Source organism: Brevundimonas sp., assembly GCF_041648115.1.
Lineage (GTDB): Bacteria > Pseudomonadota > Alphaproteobacteria > Caulobacterales > Caulobacteraceae > Brevundimonas.
Genome location: NZ_JBAZPR010000008.1, coordinates 94,230 through 110,663, shown reverse-complemented (window position 1 = coordinate 110,663; position 16,434 = coordinate 94,230). Strand labels below are relative to the sequence as shown.

The 16,434-nt window shown below is 67.9% G+C and carries 20 protein-coding genes; 13 read left to right on the top strand and 7 right to left on the bottom strand.

Annotated features, from left to right (window positions below; genetic code table 11):
* Window positions 1–21 precede the first annotated feature (21 nt).
* The 4 genes from WC597_RS09020 to WC597_RS09005 form a co-directional block, all read right to left on the bottom strand.
* The gene (locus WC597_RS09020; RefSeq protein WP_372693019.1) at window positions 22–990 is read right to left on the bottom strand and encodes an alpha/beta hydrolase; all 969 of its coding nucleotides are present in this window, start codon (window positions 988–990) and stop codon (window positions 22–24) included.
* Complete coding sequence (locus WC597_RS09015) at window positions 987–1,775, bottom strand: hypothetical protein (protein WP_372693018.1); 789 nt, start codon at window positions 1,773–1,775, stop codon at window positions 987–989. The genes WC597_RS09020 and WC597_RS09015 overlap by 4 nt, the downstream gene beginning before the upstream one ends.
* Window positions 1,772–1,966, bottom strand: coding sequence for a hypothetical protein (locus WC597_RS09010; protein WP_295173307.1), 195 nt, complete (start codon window positions 1,964–1,966; stop codon window positions 1,772–1,774). The genes WC597_RS09015 and WC597_RS09010 overlap by 4 nt, the downstream gene beginning before the upstream one ends.
* A 280-nt stretch (window positions 1,967–2,246) precedes the next feature.
* The gene (locus WC597_RS09005; protein ID WP_372693017.1) at window positions 2,247–4,061 is read right to left on the bottom strand and encodes an ABC-F family ATP-binding cassette domain-containing protein; all 1,815 of its coding nucleotides are present in this window, start codon (window positions 4,059–4,061) and stop codon (window positions 2,247–2,249) included.
* 103 nt (window positions 4,062–4,164) lie between these two features.
* Here WC597_RS09005 and WC597_RS09000 point away from each other — a divergent pair, with 103 nt between their 5' ends.
* From WC597_RS09000 to WC597_RS08990, 3 genes are read left to right on the top strand one after another with little or no spacing between them, the layout of a single operon-like run.
* Window positions 4,165–4,758 (top strand): hypothetical protein, encoded by a 594-nt coding sequence (locus tag WC597_RS09000; RefSeq protein WP_372693016.1) that lies wholly within the window; start codon window positions 4,165–4,167, stop codon window positions 4,756–4,758.
* 45 nt (window positions 4,759–4,803) lie between these two features.
* Complete coding sequence (locus tag WC597_RS08995) at window positions 4,804–5,382, top strand: TetR/AcrR family transcriptional regulator (RefSeq protein WP_372693015.1); 579 nt, start codon at window positions 4,804–4,806, stop codon at window positions 5,380–5,382.
* Window positions 5,379–5,717 carry a multidrug efflux SMR transporter gene (locus tag WC597_RS08990; RefSeq protein WP_372693014.1) on the top strand — a complete coding sequence of 113 codons (339 nt, stop codon included), beginning with the start codon at window positions 5,379–5,381 and terminating at the stop codon, window positions 5,715–5,717. The genes WC597_RS08995 and WC597_RS08990 overlap by 4 nt, the downstream gene beginning before the upstream one ends.
* A 149-nt stretch (window positions 5,718–5,866) precedes the next feature.
* Here the strand turns inward: WC597_RS08990 and WC597_RS08985 are convergent, their stop codons facing one another.
* Window positions 5,867–6,181 carry an endonuclease domain-containing protein gene (locus tag WC597_RS08985; RefSeq protein WP_372693013.1) on the bottom strand — a complete coding sequence of 105 codons (315 nt, stop codon included), beginning with the start codon at window positions 6,179–6,181 and terminating at the stop codon, window positions 5,867–5,869.
* Window positions 6,182–6,298: 117 nt separating this feature from the next.
* Here WC597_RS08985 and WC597_RS08980 point away from each other — a divergent pair, with 117 nt between their 5' ends.
* From WC597_RS08980 to WC597_RS08940, 9 genes are all read left to right on the top strand, one after another.
* Window positions 6,299–6,757, top strand: coding sequence for a YcgN family cysteine cluster protein (locus tag WC597_RS08980; protein WP_372693012.1), 459 nt, complete (start codon window positions 6,299–6,301; stop codon window positions 6,755–6,757).
* Window positions 6,758–6,783: 26 nt separating this feature from the next.
* A complete protein-coding gene (locus WC597_RS08975) occupies window positions 6,784–7,317 on the top strand; it encodes a hypothetical protein (RefSeq protein WP_372693011.1) in 534 nt (177 codons plus the stop codon).
* Complete coding sequence (locus tag WC597_RS08970) at window positions 7,289–8,461, top strand: DNA-packaging protein (protein WP_372693010.1); 1,173 nt, start codon at window positions 7,289–7,291, stop codon at window positions 8,459–8,461. Before WC597_RS08975 ends, WC597_RS08970 begins: the two co-directional genes overlap by 29 nt.
* A gap of 189 nt (window positions 8,462–8,650) precedes the next feature.
* Window positions 8,651–8,938 (top strand): hypothetical protein, encoded by a 288-nt coding sequence (locus WC597_RS08965; RefSeq protein ID WP_372693009.1) that lies wholly within the window; start codon window positions 8,651–8,653, stop codon window positions 8,936–8,938.
* Window positions 8,938–10,065, top strand: a complete 1,128-nt coding sequence (locus WC597_RS08960) for an SGNH/GDSL hydrolase family protein (protein WP_372693008.1) — start codon at window positions 8,938–8,940, stop codon at window positions 10,063–10,065. Before WC597_RS08965 ends, WC597_RS08960 begins: the two co-directional genes overlap by 1 nt.
* Window positions 10,066–10,103: 38 nt before the next feature.
* Window positions 10,104–11,174: an acyltransferase family protein gene (locus WC597_RS08955; protein ID WP_372693007.1), complete on the top strand. Its 1,071-nt coding sequence runs from the start codon at window positions 10,104–10,106 to the stop codon at window positions 11,172–11,174.
* Between the two features lie 127 nt (window positions 11,175–11,301).
* The gene (locus WC597_RS08950) at window positions 11,302–12,474 is read left to right on the top strand and encodes a phage portal protein (RefSeq protein ID WP_372693006.1); all 1,173 of its coding nucleotides are present in this window, start codon (window positions 11,302–11,304) and stop codon (window positions 12,472–12,474) included.
* Complete coding sequence (locus WC597_RS08945; protein WP_372693005.1) at window positions 12,471–12,701, top strand: hypothetical protein; 231 nt, start codon at window positions 12,471–12,473, stop codon at window positions 12,699–12,701. Before WC597_RS08950 ends, WC597_RS08945 begins: the two co-directional genes overlap by 4 nt.
* 191 nt (window positions 12,702–12,892) lie before the next feature.
* Window positions 12,893–13,294, top strand: a complete 402-nt coding sequence (locus tag WC597_RS08940; protein WP_372693004.1) for an HK97 family phage prohead protease — start codon at window positions 12,893–12,895, stop codon at window positions 13,292–13,294.
* Here WC597_RS08940 and WC597_RS08935 read toward each other — a convergent pair.
* The gene (locus WC597_RS08935; RefSeq protein WP_372693003.1) at window positions 13,281–14,075 is read right to left on the bottom strand and encodes a hypothetical protein; all 795 of its coding nucleotides are present in this window, start codon (window positions 14,073–14,075) and stop codon (window positions 13,281–13,283) included. The two genes, WC597_RS08940 and WC597_RS08935, sit on opposite strands and share 14 nt — an antisense overlap.
* A gap of 115 nt (window positions 14,076–14,190) precedes the next feature.
* Window positions 14,191–14,772: a hypothetical protein gene (locus tag WC597_RS08930; RefSeq protein WP_372693002.1), complete on the bottom strand. Its 582-nt coding sequence runs from the start codon at window positions 14,770–14,772 to the stop codon at window positions 14,191–14,193.
* A gap of 275 nt (window positions 14,773–15,047) precedes the next feature.
* On the opposite strand from WC597_RS08930, the gene WC597_RS08925 reads away from it, so the two are divergent.
* Window positions 15,048–16,286, top strand: coding sequence for a phage major capsid protein (locus tag WC597_RS08925; RefSeq protein ID WP_372693001.1), 1,239 nt, complete (start codon window positions 15,048–15,050; stop codon window positions 16,284–16,286).
* Window positions 16,287–16,434: the final 148 nt, after the last annotated feature.

Genomic DNA, 16,434 nt, shown 5'->3' with positions numbered 1-16,434 from the left:
AGAACCTGGGGCCCGAAGGCTCTAAATCCGAGCATCCAGCCAGGTGCGGATCGCTCTGCGCGCGCCCCGTGCGGCCGGGCCGCCGAAGTGCAGGAAGCCGTGCGGGGTCTGGGGCACGCGGATGAGGTCGGCGTCCGAGGTCTCGCCCCAGCGGGTGGCCATCAGCAGACTGTCCTCGAACAGGGGGTCGTCCTCGCCGGCGATGAACAGGGCGGGCGGCAGGCCGGTCAGGTCGGCATAGAGAGGCGACACGTCGGGCCGGCGCAGGCCCGCCTCGTCGCGATCAGGGGCCAACCGGGCCAGGTCGGCGCGCATGGTCGGGCCGTTGAACAGCAGGGTCTCTGGTCCGGCCGAGCGCACGCTCTCGGTCCCCGACAGGTCGAAGACGCCGTAGGTGAAGACGCAGCCCTTCACCAGGTCGATCAGCCCCTGGTCGCGCAGGGCCACGGCGGTCAGGGCCGCCAGATGCCCGCCGGCGGATTCGCCCGTCAGGAACAGGGTCGAGGCGCCCAGCCGATCGACGTTGGTCACGGTCCAGTAGGCGGCGGCCAGACAGTCGGCGATGGCGGCGTCGATATAGATCTGGCGACGTTCCGACAGCAGGCGGTAATCGACCGAGACGACGCAGAAGCCGTGGTGGGCCAGATGAGCGTTCAGCCGGTCGTTCAGCCCGGCGCTGCCCAGCACCCAGCCGCCGCCGTGGATGTCCAGGATGACGGCGCGGGGCGTGCCGACAGGATGCAGGATGCGCAAGGGGACGGGATGGTCGCCGTCGGTCTGGATGATCTCGACCGTCACGCCGCGCTTGCGAAGGCGGGGGACCGTGACCCGCCCGGCGGCGGCGTCCAGCCACAGCGACAGCCGCTGACCCGCATCGATACGCCAGCCGTCGGTGCGCAGGCGCGGCGCGCGGGCGAGGACGGCGTTGATCCGCCGCACCGCCGCCTGCTGGGGCGGGGCGAACTCGACGAGGTGAGTGCGCAGGGTCATTTGGGAAGGGACTTGCGCTGGAAGACAACCTGGAGGGCGATGTTCTTGATCTGCGACCGCTCGATCAGCATGAGAGGAATCGGGATGGTGCGGCGGACGACTTTGTGGCTGAGGCCGGTCTGGGTCGAGACCAAGCGAAAAGCTTGGCAGTTCTTCAGCGTCAGGGCGACGATCTGTTTGTCCGTATCGAGGGAAAGGCTTTCGACCTCGCCTTCGTAGCCGACCCAACTGTCCTCGATCTCCATGTCGGTGACGACATAGGCGGCCAAGTGCTTGTTGTAGTCAGGCTCTGGGCTGAGCTGTGTCAGGATCGAAGCCCAGCCCCCGTAGAGGAAACGGAACAGGGGAGTCGCCGTTTGGGGCAGTTCCTGCTGCTGACGGGTGATGCTGGTGCGTTCAGCCTGGTTGATCGCCCCCCGCATCGCCAGATAGGCGCCGTAGGACAGGGCCAGCAAAACGCTGAGAAGGAACCACGCCTCCAAGCCTAGGAAAGGGTCGTCCTTCGGTCGCGCGGCCAGGAAGTAGGCGTAGGGGTTCGGGTTCCAGGGCACATGGATCGACGGCAGTAGATGGGCGGCTAGGTCGTTGAGAACGAACAGGCCCGCGCCCGCCGCATGAGCCGCTAGTGCGCCAAAGATGACGATGGACAGGGCTGTGAAGGAGTTGGGAGCCGGCGGGGCGGGTGCGACCACCTTGCCGCCGCCCGAGGTATAGAGGGCGGCGAACACCGCCAGGCCCGGCGCAAGGATGAAAAGCGCCCAGGCGACCCCCAGGGTGACAGTCAAGCGGCGCGGGCCGGCTTCTTGATCTGAGTCGGCTTGCTGGCGGGTTGAACCGCAGGTGGCGCAGGCAGCACAACGACGCCGTCGTCGCGGCGCTCGCCTTTGGCGATGGCGGCCGACCAGCTGCCATACTGTTCCACGATCTTGCGACCGGCGCGCAGGGTCTCTTCAGAAGCGATCTGCATATACGACATGGAGCCTCCTTTGGTGTCTTCACGCTAACACAAGATCGGGACGCGCGCACCGGTTTCAAGTCGGATCGCCAATTCCGTAAGCAGACAACGGCGGCGGACGGACTTTCCCCAATCTCGTCATCCTAGGCCTTGTGCCCAGGATACAGACTCCCGGTGTTGACGAGGTGCGTCGCTTCTCCGACGGAGTCTACGGATCCTCGCCAGAAGGGCGAGGATGACGGGTGGGGTTGGGTTCAGGCTGGTATGGTTGAGAGGACGGTCCTTTGGGCCATACCAGCCTCTACCCCGCCAGCGCCGCCTTCTTCTCTTCCAGTTCCAGCCATTCCAGTTCGGCGCTTTCCAGGTCGGCGCGGGCCTTGTCGGCGGCCTTCATCGTGGCGTCGAAGGTCTTGGGGTCGCGGGCGTAGAGGGCGGGGTCGGCCAGGGTCGCGTCGTGTTTGGCGATGGTCGCCGGAAGCGTGTCGATGAGGGCTTCCAGCTCCTTCAGGCGGTGCGTGTCCTTGAAGGTCAGCTTGCCGACCTTCTTGACCGCTGCGGGGGCTGGGTTGTCGGCGGCGCGTTCGGCGGCGGCCTTGTCCTGGGGTCGGGGGTTGGAGCCGGGCTGGAGGAAGCCGGGGTTCTGGCGGATGAAATCGGTCCAGCCGCCGGGGGTCTCGACAATGTCGCCGCGCCCGTTCAGCGCCAGGGTCGAGGTGGACAGACGGTCGATGAAGTCGCGGTCGTGGGAGACCAGGATCAGGGTGCCGTCATAGCCTTCCAGCAGCTCTTCCAGCTTGTCCAACGTGTCCATGTCGAGGTCGTTGGTCGGTTCGTCGAGGATCAGCAGGTTGGCGGGCTTGGCCAACGCCCTTGCCAGAAGCAGGCGGTTGCGCTCGCCGCCCGACAGGGTCGAGATCGGCTGGCGCAACTGGGCCTCGGAAAAGAGGAAGTCCTTGGCGTAGGCGGCGACGTGTTTGGACACGCCGCGCACCAGAATGGAGTCGCCGCCGCCGGGCGTCAGGGCGTCCCACAGGGTCATGTCCGACTTCAGCCCCTCGCGCGACTGATCCAGATAGACGGATTCCAGGTTGGAGCCCATGCGGACCGTGCCCTCGTCCGGCGGCAGTTCGCCCAGCAGGGTCTTGACCAGGGTGGTCTTGCCCGCGCCGTTGGGACCGACGATGCCCAGACGGTCGCCGCGGATGATGCGGGTGGTCAGGTCCTTGAACAGGGTGCGGCCGTTGAAGCCCTTGGACACGCCCTTGATCTCGGCGACCAGCTTGCCCGAGGTGCCGCCGGAATCGACGCCAAGATACAGCTCGCGCGGGGCGTCCTTCATCTTCTCGGCGCGTTCGGCGCGGAGCGCGTTCAGCGAGCGGGCGCGGCCCTCGTTGCGGCTGCGGCGGGCGGTGATGGAGGAGTAGAAGGTGGCGGTCTCGCGCTCGATGGTCTTGGTCAGGCGACGCAGGGATTCGGCCTCCTCCTCCATGACCCTGGAGGACCATTCGTCGAACTCGACGAAGCCCTTGCTCAGGGTGCGGACGCGGCGGCCTTCCAGCCAGTGGACGGTGTTGGTGACGCGGTTCAGGAAGGTGCGGTCGTGGCTGACGACCAGCAGGGCGAACCGGGCCTGGATCAGCTCATTCTCCAGCAGTTCGATGGCCAGGATGTCGAGGTGGTTGGTCGGCTCGTCAAGCAGCAGCAGGTCGGGCTCTTCGGCGAAGGCCTTGGCCAGCGCCGCGCGGCGGGTCTCGCCGCCGGACAGGCCCTGGGTGGATTTCTCGGGGTTCAGGCCGAAGGTGGCCAACCAGGATTCAGCGGTCCAGCTCTCGGCCTCGCCGGAGGAGGCGTAGTCCAGCAGGGTCTCGCCGGTGATGACGGGTTCCTGCGGCACATAGGCGAAGCGGACGGCGGACTGGACCGAACGGTCGCCGCTGTCGGGCTCGATCATGCCCATGACGACCTTCATCAGGGTGGACTTGCCGGCGCCGTTGCGGCCGACGAGGGCCGCGCGGCTGCGCGGTTCGACCGCGAGGTCGACGCCGTCGAAGAGGGGGCGCTGGCCGTCCTGAAGGCGGACGTCCTTGAGTGCGACGAGGGGGGGTCTGGCTGCCATGGGCGGCCATATAGAGGAGGGGAGGCCGAACCGCCATCGGCGTTGACGGTTTCCGGGCGACACGGTGTAGTTCGTGCACAGTGTGCAGTCGGGGGATGCAGGGATGGATATGACGTCGAACGGGCGCGGAGGAGCGCCAGAACGTAAGCCGGGGCGAATCTTCTATCTGCTGGCTGTGCTGCCGGCGATCTGTGAGATCGTGATCATGGTGGTCATTATGGCCACGAAACTGCCGGCGCTGGACGACGGGCTGGAGCAGATCGTCGTGCCGGGCGCGCGCGACCTGATGCTGAAACCCGGCGACCACACGGTGTTCCTGGAGTTCCGCAGCGTCGTCGATGGGCGGGTCTATGTCGTGCAAGACGTGGGCGGACTGGCGGTCAAGGTCCAGGCGGCGGACGGAAGCCCGGTGGCGACGCGAACACCGAGCGGCAGCTCGACCTACACCTTCGGCGGACGGCAGGGGCAGTCGATCCAGAAGTTCCGCATCGACCGGGCCGGGACCTACAGGGTGTCGGCGGATTACGACAGCGGTGCCGGGCCGCAGACCGTGATCGCGGTGGGTCAGGGCTTCATGACAGGGATGTTCGCCGTCGTCCTGTCGGCGGTGGGGGCGTTCTTCGGTGGCATCTTCGTGTCGATCCTGGGCATCGCCTGGGTGGCTTGGAGCCGTCGGCGGACGCCGCGCCAAGCCTGATCTAGCACGTCTTGACAGTTACCGTCCGGTTGGTATGTAGCGCGTATGGACACGACCACACGCCGCCGTGCGCCCGACGACACCCGCGCTGAAATCATCGAAAAGGCGCTGGAGGTCGCCGCCGAACTGGGGGCGTCAGGCTTTACGCTGGATGCGGTGGCGGCGCGCACGAGCGTCAGCAAGGGCGCCCTGCTGCACCATTTCTCGACCAAGATCGCCCTGCTGGAGGGGATGATCGATAATCTCGGCGAGATGCATATGCAGGCCATACTGGCCGAGGCGGCGCGCGATCCCGAACCCTACGGTCGCAATGCGCGGGCCTATCTGAGGGCCACGGTCAACGAGCCGTTCACGCCGCAGGACGTCAGCATCGGGCGCGTCGTCATGGCCGCCTGCGCCATCGAGCCAGCGCTGTCGCAACGCTGGAACGGCTGGATGGAAAAGGTGAAGGTGGACGATCCGCGCGATCCAGTCGGGGCAGACGACGCCCTGATGCTGATGCTTATCGCGGACGGGTTGTGGATGTCGGACATTTTCGGCACGCACAATGTGTCGCCGGAGCAGAGGAAGGCGCTGCTGTCGCTGCTGACGCCCGGACATCCCATCACGGCGAACGACGCATGAGCCCGGTGACGTGGATGGCGCTGCTGGGCGCCATCGCGCTGGAAGTGGCTGGGACGACCCTGCTGCAGGCCTCGCAGCAGTTCACCAGGGCCTGGCCCACGGCGGGTATGGCGGCCTGTTACGGGCTGGCCTTCTACCTGCTGTCGATCGCGCTGAGGCAGATGCCGGTGGGGATCGCCTATGCGATCTGGAGCGGGCTGGGCGTGGTGCTGATCTCGGTGATCGGGGCGGTGGTCTTCCGCCAAAGGCTGGACCTGCCGGCGATGGCGGGTCTGGCGATGATCGTCGGCGGGGTGGTGGTGATCAACCTGTTCTCCAAGACGGTGGGGCATTGAAACAATCCTCCCCCGCGTAGCGGGGGAGGGGGACCGCGAAGCGGTGGAGGGGGCGAAGGCGCGCGGTGCGCCAGACGTTTCACATCCAGCCCGTTTCCGCCCCCTCCACCACGCTTCGCGCGGTCCCCTCCCCGTGAACGGGGGAGAATCTAGAGGGACAGGATGAATTCGGCGACGGCGTCTGGGTCGGCGAGGACAGAGACGGCGGCAATGCGGACGGTGCGGATACCTCTTTCGGCGAGATAGGCGTCGCGGCGGTCGTCGTAGGCGAGGTCGTGCTGCTGGCCGTCGATCTCGATGCAGAGCCGATCTCTGGCGCGGTAGAAGTCCAGGATTAAGGCGTCGAAGGCGTGCTGGCGACGAAAGCCGCAGCCTCGAATACGCCGCCAGATCAGGACTTCGGGCAAAGACATCGTCCGGCGGAGACTTCTGGCGCGTTTTTGAGTAAGGACCGGCGCTCTCATGGAGTGCATCACCATCACAAGCTGTGCCTTTGGCAAGGGGATGCGTCGCGCGTGGTGCGGCGTCCGCCCCCTCCACCCCTTCGTGGCCCCCCTCCCCCGCAGACGGGGGAGGATTTGATGGCGCCCTACTGGGAAACCAAGACCCTGGCCGAGATGTCGCCGTCCGAGTGGGAGGGGCTGTGCGATGCGTGCGGGCTGTGCTGCGTGATCCGGTTCGAGGACGAGGATACGGGCGAGGTCATTCCGACGCGGGTGCATTGCAAGCTGTTCGATTCCCAGGCCTGTTCGTGCTCGGACTATGCGAACCGCAAGGCGCAGGTGCCGGACTGCATCAAGCTGACGCCCGGAAACATCGAGGCGCTGGGGTGGATGCCCCTGTCGTGCGCCTATCGCCGGCTGCACGAGGGGCGGCCGCTGGCGGGGTGGCATCATCTGATCTCGGGCAGTCGCGAGACGGTGCATACGGCCGGGGTGTCGGTGCGGGGGCAGACGATTTCGGAGCTGTCGCTGGCCCAGCCGGAGGATGCGCTGGACTTCGAGGCGCCGGAATGGGCGGTCGAGCGGGGCCGGGACTGATAGGGCAGCACCCCCTAGCCAGCGCAATGACGCTGGTTGAAATGATGCGAAAACAATCTGTTGGCGAATTATGTGGGCGTTCTTCCGGCCTGAGGACGCTGGTGCGCTATGGTTTGGGCATGACGGGAAATCGGGATGACGGAGAGGGCGGCTGCGGCGACGCTCGCGAAACGGCTGCGTCCTGCGCCGGGTGGATGGAGCCCCTGTTCCTGAAGATGAAGGCCAAGATCGAAGAGGCGACCGAGAGCGTCTGTGAAACGGACGTCAAGGAAGCCGGTGCAGCCGAGAAGGTCGCGCGCCAGATCGGCGTGATTGCGCGCTCGGCCAAGGCGGTCGAGGCGATGCGGCTGCTGTGCCTGAGCGACAACGAAGAGGACGAGATGGGTGGACGAACCTACGATCCCGCAGAAGACGAGCGAATCCGACAGGAGCTGGTCGTCGAACACGAGAGGCTTGATCGGATTCTGGAAGAAAAGAACGCCGAGGCTGCTGAAAGGGCGCGAGCTAAGGCTGCATCGCAGCCATTGTCGGGTGGCGAGCCATCAGTGTCTTCCGACTGACGATGATCTGAAGACCTGGCTGCTGCTGGGCGGACGGGGGTCGGGCAAGACCTTCGCCGGGTCGGTCTGGATCGACATCATGGCGCGCGAGCTGCCCGGCATCACCCTGGCTCTGGTCGGCCCCGCCCTGCACGACGTGCGCGAGGTGATGGTGGAGGGGGCGTCGGGGATCAAGGCGTTGGCGGAACCGGGTGACCGGCCGCGCTGGGAAGCGGGGCGGCGTCGGCTGGTGTGGGGCAATCAATCGGCGGCCTATGCGTTTTCTGCGGAAGACCCGGACAGTCTGAGGGGGCCGCAGTTTCATGCGGCCTGGGCGGACGAGTTCTGCGCCTGGCGCAAGCCGGAGATGGTGCTGTCGAACCTGAGATTCGGATTGCGGCTGGGGGACGAGCCGCTGCTGGCGGTGACGACGACGCCCCGGCCGATCCCGGCGCTGAGGCGGCTGATGGCCGAGGCCGGGACGGTGACGGAACGGGCGGCGACGGCGTTGAACGCGCAGAACCTGTCGCCCGGATTTCTGGCGCATCTGCACGACGTCTATGGCGGGACGCGGCTGGCGGCGCAGGAGTTGGAAGGCCTGGTGGTAGAGGGCGAGGGCGCCCTGTTCCATATCGAGGATCTGAAACGGGCCAGGGGCGCGCGGCCGGTCGAGCTGGAGCGGGTGGTGGTGGCGGTCGATCCGCCGGCGACGGCGGGCGGCGACGCCTGCGGGATCGTGGTGGTCGGTCGCAGGGATCGGCAGGCCTTCGTTCTGGCCGACCGGACGGTGCGGGGGCTGTCGCCGGGCGGCTGGGCCAAGGCAGTCTGTCAGGCCGCGCGGGATTATGGGGCGCACGAGGTGGTCGCCGAGGGCAATCAGGGCGGGGACATGGTGCGCGCGGTCTTGAGGACCAACGACTGTCCCGCGCCGGTCGAGATGGTGCACGCCTCGCGGTCCAAGGCGGCGCGGGCCGAGCCGGTGGCTCTGCTCTACGAACAGGGGCGGGTGGTCCACTGCGACGCGTTTCCGGCGCTGGAGGAAGAGATGCTGGCCCTGGGGTGCGAGGGCGGGCCTAGCCCGGACCGGGCGGACGCCCTGGTATGGGCGATCACGCGGTTGATGCTGGGGCCGCAGTCGGCGGGACCATCGATAAGAAGGCTCTAGGGCTTTTCCCTCCCCGGAACGGGGAGGGGGGTCGCGGAGCGACCGGGTGGGGGCGGCCCGGCAGGGGCGCACGGATGATCACGCAAGATCGGTGATGGGGCGCCTTGCCGCCCCCACCCGGCTTCGCCTGCGGCTCAGCCACCCTCCCCCGCGGGGGGAGGGAGATTTTTTTTGAACAGGAGAGACGAGATGCCGGCCATTCCCGAGCGGGACGGATTGCTGAACCATGGGCGCGATGCGAGCGGGCCGGCGCGGCGCGCGGTGGCGGTGACGCCCAGCGATACGGTCGATCTGACGGCCTATGCCAAGGCGCTGTATGTCGGGGCGGCGGGCAATATCCGTGTGCTGACGGTCGGGGGCGAGGACGGGGACGCCGTGACCTTCGCCAACCATCCGGTGGGGTGGTTGCCGGTGCAGGTGCGGCGGGTGCTGGCGACCGGGACGACGGCGACGCAGATCGTTGCGGCCTTCGACTGATGTCGGGCGTCGAGATCGGGGCGACGACGGCGGCGCCGGGCGGGGTATTGGGGCGGTCTCGGTTTTCCGTGCCGGACCTGCCCGTCTGGTCGGCGGCGGTGCGGACGATGCAGGCGGGCGGGCGCGAGGCGCGGCTGCTGTGCATCGGCGACAGCGTGACGCAAGGCTATGGCGGGGTTTCCGGCGGGTGGACGCCGAACGGTCGGGCCGGCGCCTGGCCCGAGCGGCTGGCGGTTATGATGAGCGGGCGGGGGCTTCCGGCGTCGGCGGCCTCGGTGGCCGGGGCAGGGGCGGCGGACGGGGCGAGCGGGGGCTATTCCGCCTATGATCCGCGCGTGACGATGGGCGCGGGGTGGGGCGTCAATGCGCTGACGGGGATGGGGGGCAAGCTGTTCTCGGGCGCGGCGGCGTCCGCTGGCGCCTGGAGCTTTCAGCCCGACGCGGCCGTGGATCGGTTCGACATGTGGGCCGTGACCAATACGGCGCTGGGGGTGATGACGGTCGAGACGGACGGGGTGGTGCGCGCGAGCGTGAACACGACCAAGGCCGCGTCGATGGAGGTGACGACCGTCGCCTTTCCCGAGACGAGCGGGCCGGTGACGGTGCGCTGGGCCTCGGGCGGGGCGGTGTTCATTTCGGGCGGGGTCGCATGGCGGTCGGACGTGCGGCGGGCGCGGGTGATCAACGCCGGCTGGGGCGGGGCCAAGGTGGCGGACTGGATCACGACAGACCAGCCGTACCGCGCCTATGGGTCGATCCCGGCGGCCGGGCCGGATCTTTCGGTCGTCTGCCTGACGATCAACGACTGGAATGCGGGGACGGCGATCGCGACCTACAAGGCCGGGCTAGGGGCGTTGGTGGATCGGTGCCTGACCACGGGAGACGTGCTGTTGATGACGGGATGTCCGTCCGATCCGGCGCAGGGCAAGGCGAGCTATGCCGCCCAGGGCGCGATCCGGGATGCGGTATTGGAGGTTGCGGCGGCGCGGGGGCTGGCGGCGCCCATCGACGGGACGGCCCTGTTCGGCGGCGGTTTCGCCAGCGGACTGATGTTCGACGCCGTCCATCCCAATGCGGCGGGTCAGGCCAGGATCGCCGAGGCGATGCGGGCGCGGGTGATTATCTGAGGTTGTTTGTTCTACGCGCGCGATGTTAACCGTGGCGGATGGGGGAGCGGTTTTACGGGGTGCAGGGGCTGCGGTTCGCGGCGGCGACGGCGGTGGTCGTCGCCCATGCGCTGGACCTGGCGGGGACGCGGCTGGGGCTGGAGACGGTTCTGGCGGGCGAGACGCTGGAGGATTTCGGCGCGGTGGGCGTGGACGTGTTCTTCGTCATCAGCGGCTTCATCATCGCGACGACGACGCGGGGACAGGCGGGCGTGGGCGCGGCCGGCGACTTTCTGTGGCGACGGTTTCGCAGGGTGGCGCCGATCTACTGGCTGCTGTCGCTGCCTATCCTGGTGGTGATGGCGCGGGGCGGGACGCTGAGCCCTGAGGTGGCGGTGGCGACATTTCTGTTCTGGCCGTTCAGCGGACTGGAGATGACGTTTCCGGCGCTGGGGCCGGGGTGGACCCTGTGTTTCGAGATGCTGTTCTACGCCGGGTTCGGGCTGGCGATGGCGGGTGGGAAGCGGGTCGGCTGGGGGTTGGTCGGGGCCTATGCGGTGATGCTGGCGGCCGGGTTGGTCGTGGCGGCGCCGGTGCTGAGGTTCTGGGGCGCGCCGATCATTCTGGAGTTCTTGCTGGGCGTCGGGATCGCGTCGGTGTGGCGGGAGGCGCCGCGTCGGCTGGGGCGGTGGGCGGTCGGGCTGGCGATGGTCGGGTTCGGGCTGAGCCTGGTCGTCGGCTATGGCGGGATCGACGATGTGAGGGCGTTGAACGATCCGTTGAACGGGTTGAGGCGGGTGCTGATCTGGGGCCTGCCCAGCGCGCTGCTGGTGTTCGGCGTGGTGCGGATGGAGCGGGCGGACGTGGCGCCGGGGCGGTTGGCGCGGGCGGCGGCCTTTATGGGGGATGCGTCCTATTCGATCTATCTGACGCATGTGCTGGTCATCCGGGCGCTGGGACGGCTATTCGAGAGCGGGGTGGTCGCGGCGCCGGGGGATGCGGTGGTGGGGCTGACGGTGCTCGCGAGTTTGGCCGCGGGCGTCATCGTGCATCTGTGGGTGGAGCGGCCGGTGTTGAAAGTTATGCGCCCCTCTCCCGTTGGGAGAGGGCTTGAGCGCCCGAACGCGTAGCGGTCGGACTTGCGCGAAAGGGTGAGGGCGGGGCTCGTGCGATTTGGCCCACCAGCCGACCCTCATCCGGCTCTTCGAGCCACCTTCTCCCACTGGGAGAAGGGACGAGAAATCTGAGGAGATTGTGATGGTTTCGATCCGGTGGCCGTTCGGCCAGGCGGGGCGCGTGCGTGCGCCCGAGGCGAAGGAAAGCCGGGCGGGCGGGGTGATCGCCCTGTCGGGGGTGGGGCGGCCGCGGTGGACGCCCAACGACTACGCCAGCCTGGCGCGCGAGGGGTATCAGAAGAATGCGGTGGCCTATCGCTGCATCCGCATGATCGCCGAGGCGGCGGCGGCGGCGCCGTTCGCGGTGTTCGTGGACGGGGTGCGCGACGAGGCGCATCCGTTGGCGAAACTGATGCGTCGGCCCAATCCCGAGCAGTCGGGGGCGGAGCTGATGGAGGCGGTCTATGGCGCGCTGCAGGTGTCGGGCAACGCCTATGTCGAGGCGACCGGCGATGCGGATGGAGACGGGGCGCCGGACGAGCTGTGGGCGCTGCGGTCGGATCGGGTGAAGGTGGTTCCGGGCCGGTCAGGCTGGCCCGAGGCCTGGGATTATTCCGTAGACGGACGGTCGGTGCGGATCGGGCGGGCGGCGGACGGCTGGGCGCCGGTGATGCACCTGAAGCTATGGCACCCGCTGGACGACTGGTATGGGCTGTCGCCGCTGGAGGCGGCGGCGCAAGGGGTGGATGCGCACAATGCGGCGGGCGCCTGGAACAAGGCCCTGCTGGACAATGCGGCGCGGCCGTCGGGGGCGCTGGTTTACGGCGCGCGTAACGGCGAGCGGCTGACGGACGGGCAGTTCGAGGCGCTGAAGGATCAGCTGTCGAACGTCTATGCGGGGGCGACGAACGCCGGGCGGCCGATCCTGCTGGAGGGCGGGATGGACTGGAAGCCGCTGAGCCTGACGCCGGCGGAGATGGATTTCACGGCCGGCAAACATGCGGCGGCGCGCGAGATCGCCTTGGCCTTCGGGGTTCCGCCGCAGCTGCTGGGGATACCGGGGGACGCGACCTACGCCAACTATCGCGAGGCCAATGCGGCCTTCTGGCGACAGACGGTGATCCCGCTTGTGAAGAAGGCGGCGGGGGCGATGACGGGCTGGCTGGGCGAGCGGTTCGCGGGGTGCGAGGTGCGGGCGGACCTGGATGCGGTGTCGGCGCTGCAGCCCGAGCGGGACGCCCTGTGGGCGCGGCTGGAGGCGGCGAGCTTCCTGACAAACGAGGAACGCCGGCGGATGGCGGGGGTGGGCGAATGACCGAACATCAAATCCGGCGCGTGCCGACGGCGTTGCTGATCGCCGTGGCGGTGCAGACCATCGGCGGCCTGGTCTGGGCCGGGGGCGCGGCGGCGCGGATCGCGACGCTGGAGCAGCGGGTCGGGGAACAGAGGCTGGTCGCCGAACGACTGGCGCGGCTGGAGGTCCAGGGCGAGGCGACGGCGGCGACCGTGGAGCGGATCGAGCGGCGGTTGGAGGGGAAGTGATGGATGATGCGCGCAGGTCTCTCCCTCCCCGCTCCGGGGAGGGTGGTCGCGAAGCGACCGGGTGGGGGCGGCCAGGCAAGGCCGCACTGCTGGAAACAAAAGAGGCCGGGGGGGCGTCGCCTGGCCGCCCCCACCCGGTCTCGCCTGACGGCTCGACCACCCTCCCCCGCGGGGGGAGGGAGAGGTCCGATGTGCTAGTTATCCAAGGCTACGCCTCGCTGTGGGGCGTGGCGGATCTGAACGGGGATGTGGTGCAGGCGGGGGCGTTCGCGGACAGTCTGGGCAAGACGGGCGCGGCGGGGGTGCGGATGCTGAACCAGCATGATGCGCGGGCGCCGGTCGGGGTGTGGGAGCAGATCGTCGAGGATGCGCGCGGCCTGTTCGTGCGCGGACGGATCGAAGACTGGTCGGCCGAGGCGCGGTTCGCAGGCGCGCTGAGCCGGGCGGGAGCGATGGACGGACTGTCGATCGGATACCGCACGGCGCGGGCCCGGCGTCAGGGGCGGTTGAGGGTGCTGAGCGCGGTCGAGCTGTGGGAGGTGTCGCTGGTGACGTTTCCCATGCTGCCGGGCGCGCGGTTCAGTTTGGCTTGAGGGCCTCGAAGGCGCCGTTGCGGTCCAGGTGGTCGGCGAGGTCGGCCATTTTGGCGCGGCCTTTCGAGCCGTGGATGTAGCGCAACGCCCAGCCGGCGACGATGGCGGCGAAGACCCAGCCGAGATGCAGGACGAGTTCGGCGAACAGGACGAACACCACCGCGAGCGCATAGGCGCCGAGATAGACCAGGGCCAGCCTGCCGGCGCGAGAGGCGGTCGGGTTGGAGGCGCTGGCAAGGATTTCGCCGATGCCGGGCGCGGCGTCGGGCGTCGGGGCGGGGTCCGCTGGTTTGGCGGCGGCGACTGGTAGTTTGGTCGGGGTCTGGGCCTGTGTGGTCGGGCGGACGGCGGGTTTTGGTCTGGGGGCGACGGGATCGGGGGCGCGCCGGGCGGGGCGGTAGAGGACGGACTGGCCACGGGCGTCGACGGTGAAGACCTCGCCGAAGGGTGTGCTGGAGAAGTCGATGGCGCGGGTGTCCTGACCATAGCTCTGGCCGTGCAGGGCCATCAGCCGCCCCTGGCGCAGCTCGATCTGGAAGCCGATGGGATCGGGCAGATCGCCGACCACGACATGGACCGTGCCGAACAGGCCGGTGGCGTCCGGGTTTGCGGCGATGCGGTCCGCATCGACGACGATCCGGGAATAGAGGCCGGCGCCGGTGTTGCGACGCAGACCCGGCGAACTGGACGCCGCCTGCGCCGCCAGATCGGGGACGCCGTCGCCCATCTGCCAGACCATGGCGTCCATGACGGCGCTTTCGAGCGGCGTGAGGTGGGACATCAGGCTTTGTCCAAGGACGGCATGAATAGGACACGCCTTAGGTTCACGGCTTCTGTCGCATGAGGGTTGGAACACGACAATGGGGACGCACCCATCCTGCTTTCACCGGACATATTCAGCCTAGAAGCTCCATGGCGACCGAGTATTCAGCCAGCAGATCCTTTTTGATGATCGGCTCGTGATGCCAGACCCGGTTTCTGAAATCGGCCACACGTTTCACGCGATTGGCGAGATCGCCGCGACTGGTCCCAGGAGGCAGATAGGGGAAGGCGGAGGAAAGACGTCCGCCCCATAACGGAGGATTGTACTTCTTTTGAAGCAGGCTGGCCCAGAAGCCGAACGAGAGCGTGGCGACCACCTGGCCGGTGTCGAGCGACGCGCCTCTGTTGCGTATGCGCCGCAACGCGGTCTCGATATCAGAAGCGCGTTCACGCCCGGCCATCTTCAGAAACACTTGCTCCTGCCACCACCTCGGGCCGTACAGATTGATCAGATGAGCGTTGATCCTGTTGCGCAGGCCGACCTCAACGGATTGAATGGGCAGGTGAAAGGCTTCGCCTATGAGGGCGTTCCAGATGTAGAGGCGCAGCGCTCGGTCCGTGTCAAAACCAGCCGCCGTCAGATATGTCCCGATCCGTTCGTCGGATATGACGGGCCTAAGCTGCTCTATAAGACTTTGTTGAACTACGTTCGCCACTATGCGTATAGACATCCGAGTGAGCCGGAACTCGTCACTGCCTAGGCATACGGTTTCGGACTGATAGAGCCCCGCGACAGCCGAAAGGCCCTCGCGGGGTTTCGCTTTTCAGACATATCAGCGTTTTCAAGATGCGCGAACGGTAAGATTACCGTGCGTTGCAAAGGCGTGGGCGAAATCGCCCGTGCCGTCAAAGAGATCGAAGCTCTGAGGCTTCGACGTGGCGCTTGCAGGTTCCAACCTGCGCCGCCTCTTCCATTAAAACCGGAGACACCATGAAAGAGACCAAACAGGCTTCCGGCTCGCCGGAGGCGCGCGCTGTCGTGCATGAGATGATGGCGGCGTTCGAGGCGTTCAAAGGGGCGAACGACGTCCGGCTGGACGAGATCGAGAAGAAGGCGGCGGCCGATGTGCTGCTGGAGGAGAAGGTGGCGCGCATCGACCAGGCGGTGGCGGCGGCTCAGGCGCGGCTGGATCGGGTGATGAGCCAGAACAGGCGTCCCCAGATCGCCGGCATGATCGGTGGCGAACCTGCCGAGCCGGTGGCTGCGCCCGAGGCGAAGGCGGCTTGGGATGGCTATCTGAAGACCGGCCAGTCGGGCGCGCTGGAGGTCAAGGCGGGGCTGTCGGGCGGGGCGACCTCGGGCGGCTATGTCGTGCCGTACGAGACCGAGCGGGCCATTGAGCGGCGTCTGATGGCGGCCTCGCCGATGCGCGAGATCGCCACGGTGCGCACGGTGGCGGCGGGCGTGTTCAGGAAGCCTGTGTCTACAGCGGGCGTGGCCTGCGGCTGGGTGGCGGAAACGGCCGCGCGGCCCGAGACGGATCCGGCGACCCTGGCCCTGCTGGAGTTCCCGTCGGCCGATCTCTACGCCAATCCGGCGGCGACCCAGGCGTTGCTGGACGACGCCATGGTCGATCTGGACGAATGGCTGGCGGCCGAGGTCGAGGACGCCTTCGCGGCGCAAGAGACCCAGGCCTTCGTCAACGGCGACGGGGTGAACAAGCCCAAGGGCTTTTTGACCTATCCGACCGTGGCGGACGCGGGCCAGGCCTGGGGTCAGATCGGCTATGTGGCGTCCGGGGCGGCGGGCGGGTTCGCGCCGACCAGTCCGGCGGACCGGCTGATCGACCTGGTCTATGCGCCCAAGGCCCAGTACCGGCCGAACGGGCGTTTCGTGATGAACCGCAAGACGGTCTCGGCCGTGCGCAAGTTCAAGGACGCGGACGGCAACTACATCTGGCAGCCGGCGACGCGGCTGGGCGAGACGGCGTCGCTGCTGGGCTATCCGGTCACCGAGATCGAGACGATGCCGGATGTGGCGGCCAACAGCCTGTCCATCGCGTTCGGGGACTTTCAGCGGGGGTATCTGATCGTGGATCGTGCGGGGGTGCGGGTGTTGCGCGATCCCTATTCGGCCAAGCCCTATGTGCTGTTCTACACGACCAAGCGGGTCGGCGGCGGGGTGCAGAACTTCGATGCTGTGAAAGTCATGAAGTTCTCCGCGACGTAGTCGCGGAGGGCAAGGTGACGAAGTTCAGCGCGAGCTGATGGTGACGGCGCTCGTTTCTCCCTCCCCCTGCGGGGGAGGGCAGGCCGCGTAGCGGCCGGGTGGGGGTGGCAGGGCGACCGGATACGGATTGCCTGGCCCTCCCCACCCG

Coding starts and splice junctions, on each gene's coding strand:
- WC597_RS09020 (WP_372693019.1), bottom strand. CDS start 990: ATGACCCTGCGCACTCACCTCGTCGAGTTCGCCCCGCCCCAGCAGGCG.
- WC597_RS09010 (WP_295173307.1), bottom strand. CDS start 1,966: ATGTCGTATATGCAGATCGCTTCTGAAGAGACCCTGCGCGCCGGTCGC.
- WC597_RS09005 (WP_372693017.1), bottom strand. CDS start 4,061: ATGGCAGCCAGACCCCCCCTCGTCGCACTCAAGGACGTCCGCCTTCAG.
- WC597_RS09000 (WP_372693016.1), top strand. CDS start 4,165: ATGGATATGACGTCGAACGGGCGCGGAGGAGCGCCAGAACGTAAGCCG.
- WC597_RS08995 (WP_372693015.1), top strand. CDS start 4,804: ATGGACACGACCACACGCCGCCGTGCGCCCGACGACACCCGCGCTGAA.
- WC597_RS08990 (WP_372693014.1), top strand. CDS start 5,379: ATGAGCCCGGTGACGTGGATGGCGCTGCTGGGCGCCATCGCGCTGGAA.
- WC597_RS08985 (WP_372693013.1), bottom strand. CDS start 6,181: ATGAGAGCGCCGGTCCTTACTCAAAAACGCGCCAGAAGTCTCCGCCGG.
- WC597_RS08980 (WP_372693012.1), top strand. CDS start 6,299: ATGGCGCCCTACTGGGAAACCAAGACCCTGGCCGAGATGTCGCCGTCC.
- WC597_RS08975 (WP_372693011.1), top strand. CDS start 6,784: ATGACGCTGGTTGAAATGATGCGAAAACAATCTGTTGGCGAATTATGT.
- WC597_RS08965 (WP_372693009.1), top strand. CDS start 8,651: ATGCCGGCCATTCCCGAGCGGGACGGATTGCTGAACCATGGGCGCGAT.
- WC597_RS08960 (WP_372693008.1), top strand. CDS start 8,938: ATGTCGGGCGTCGAGATCGGGGCGACGACGGCGGCGCCGGGCGGGGTA.
- WC597_RS08955 (WP_372693007.1), top strand. CDS start 10,104: ATGGGGGAGCGGTTTTACGGGGTGCAGGGGCTGCGGTTCGCGGCGGCG.
- WC597_RS08950 (WP_372693006.1), top strand. CDS start 11,302: ATGGTTTCGATCCGGTGGCCGTTCGGCCAGGCGGGGCGCGTGCGTGCG.
- WC597_RS08945 (WP_372693005.1), top strand. CDS start 12,471: ATGACCGAACATCAAATCCGGCGCGTGCCGACGGCGTTGCTGATCGCC.
- WC597_RS08935 (WP_372693003.1), bottom strand. CDS start 14,075: ATGTCCCACCTCACGCCGCTCGAAAGCGCCGTCATGGACGCCATGGTC.
- WC597_RS08925 (WP_372693001.1), top strand. CDS start 15,048: ATGAAAGAGACCAAACAGGCTTCCGGCTCGCCGGAGGCGCGCGCTGTC.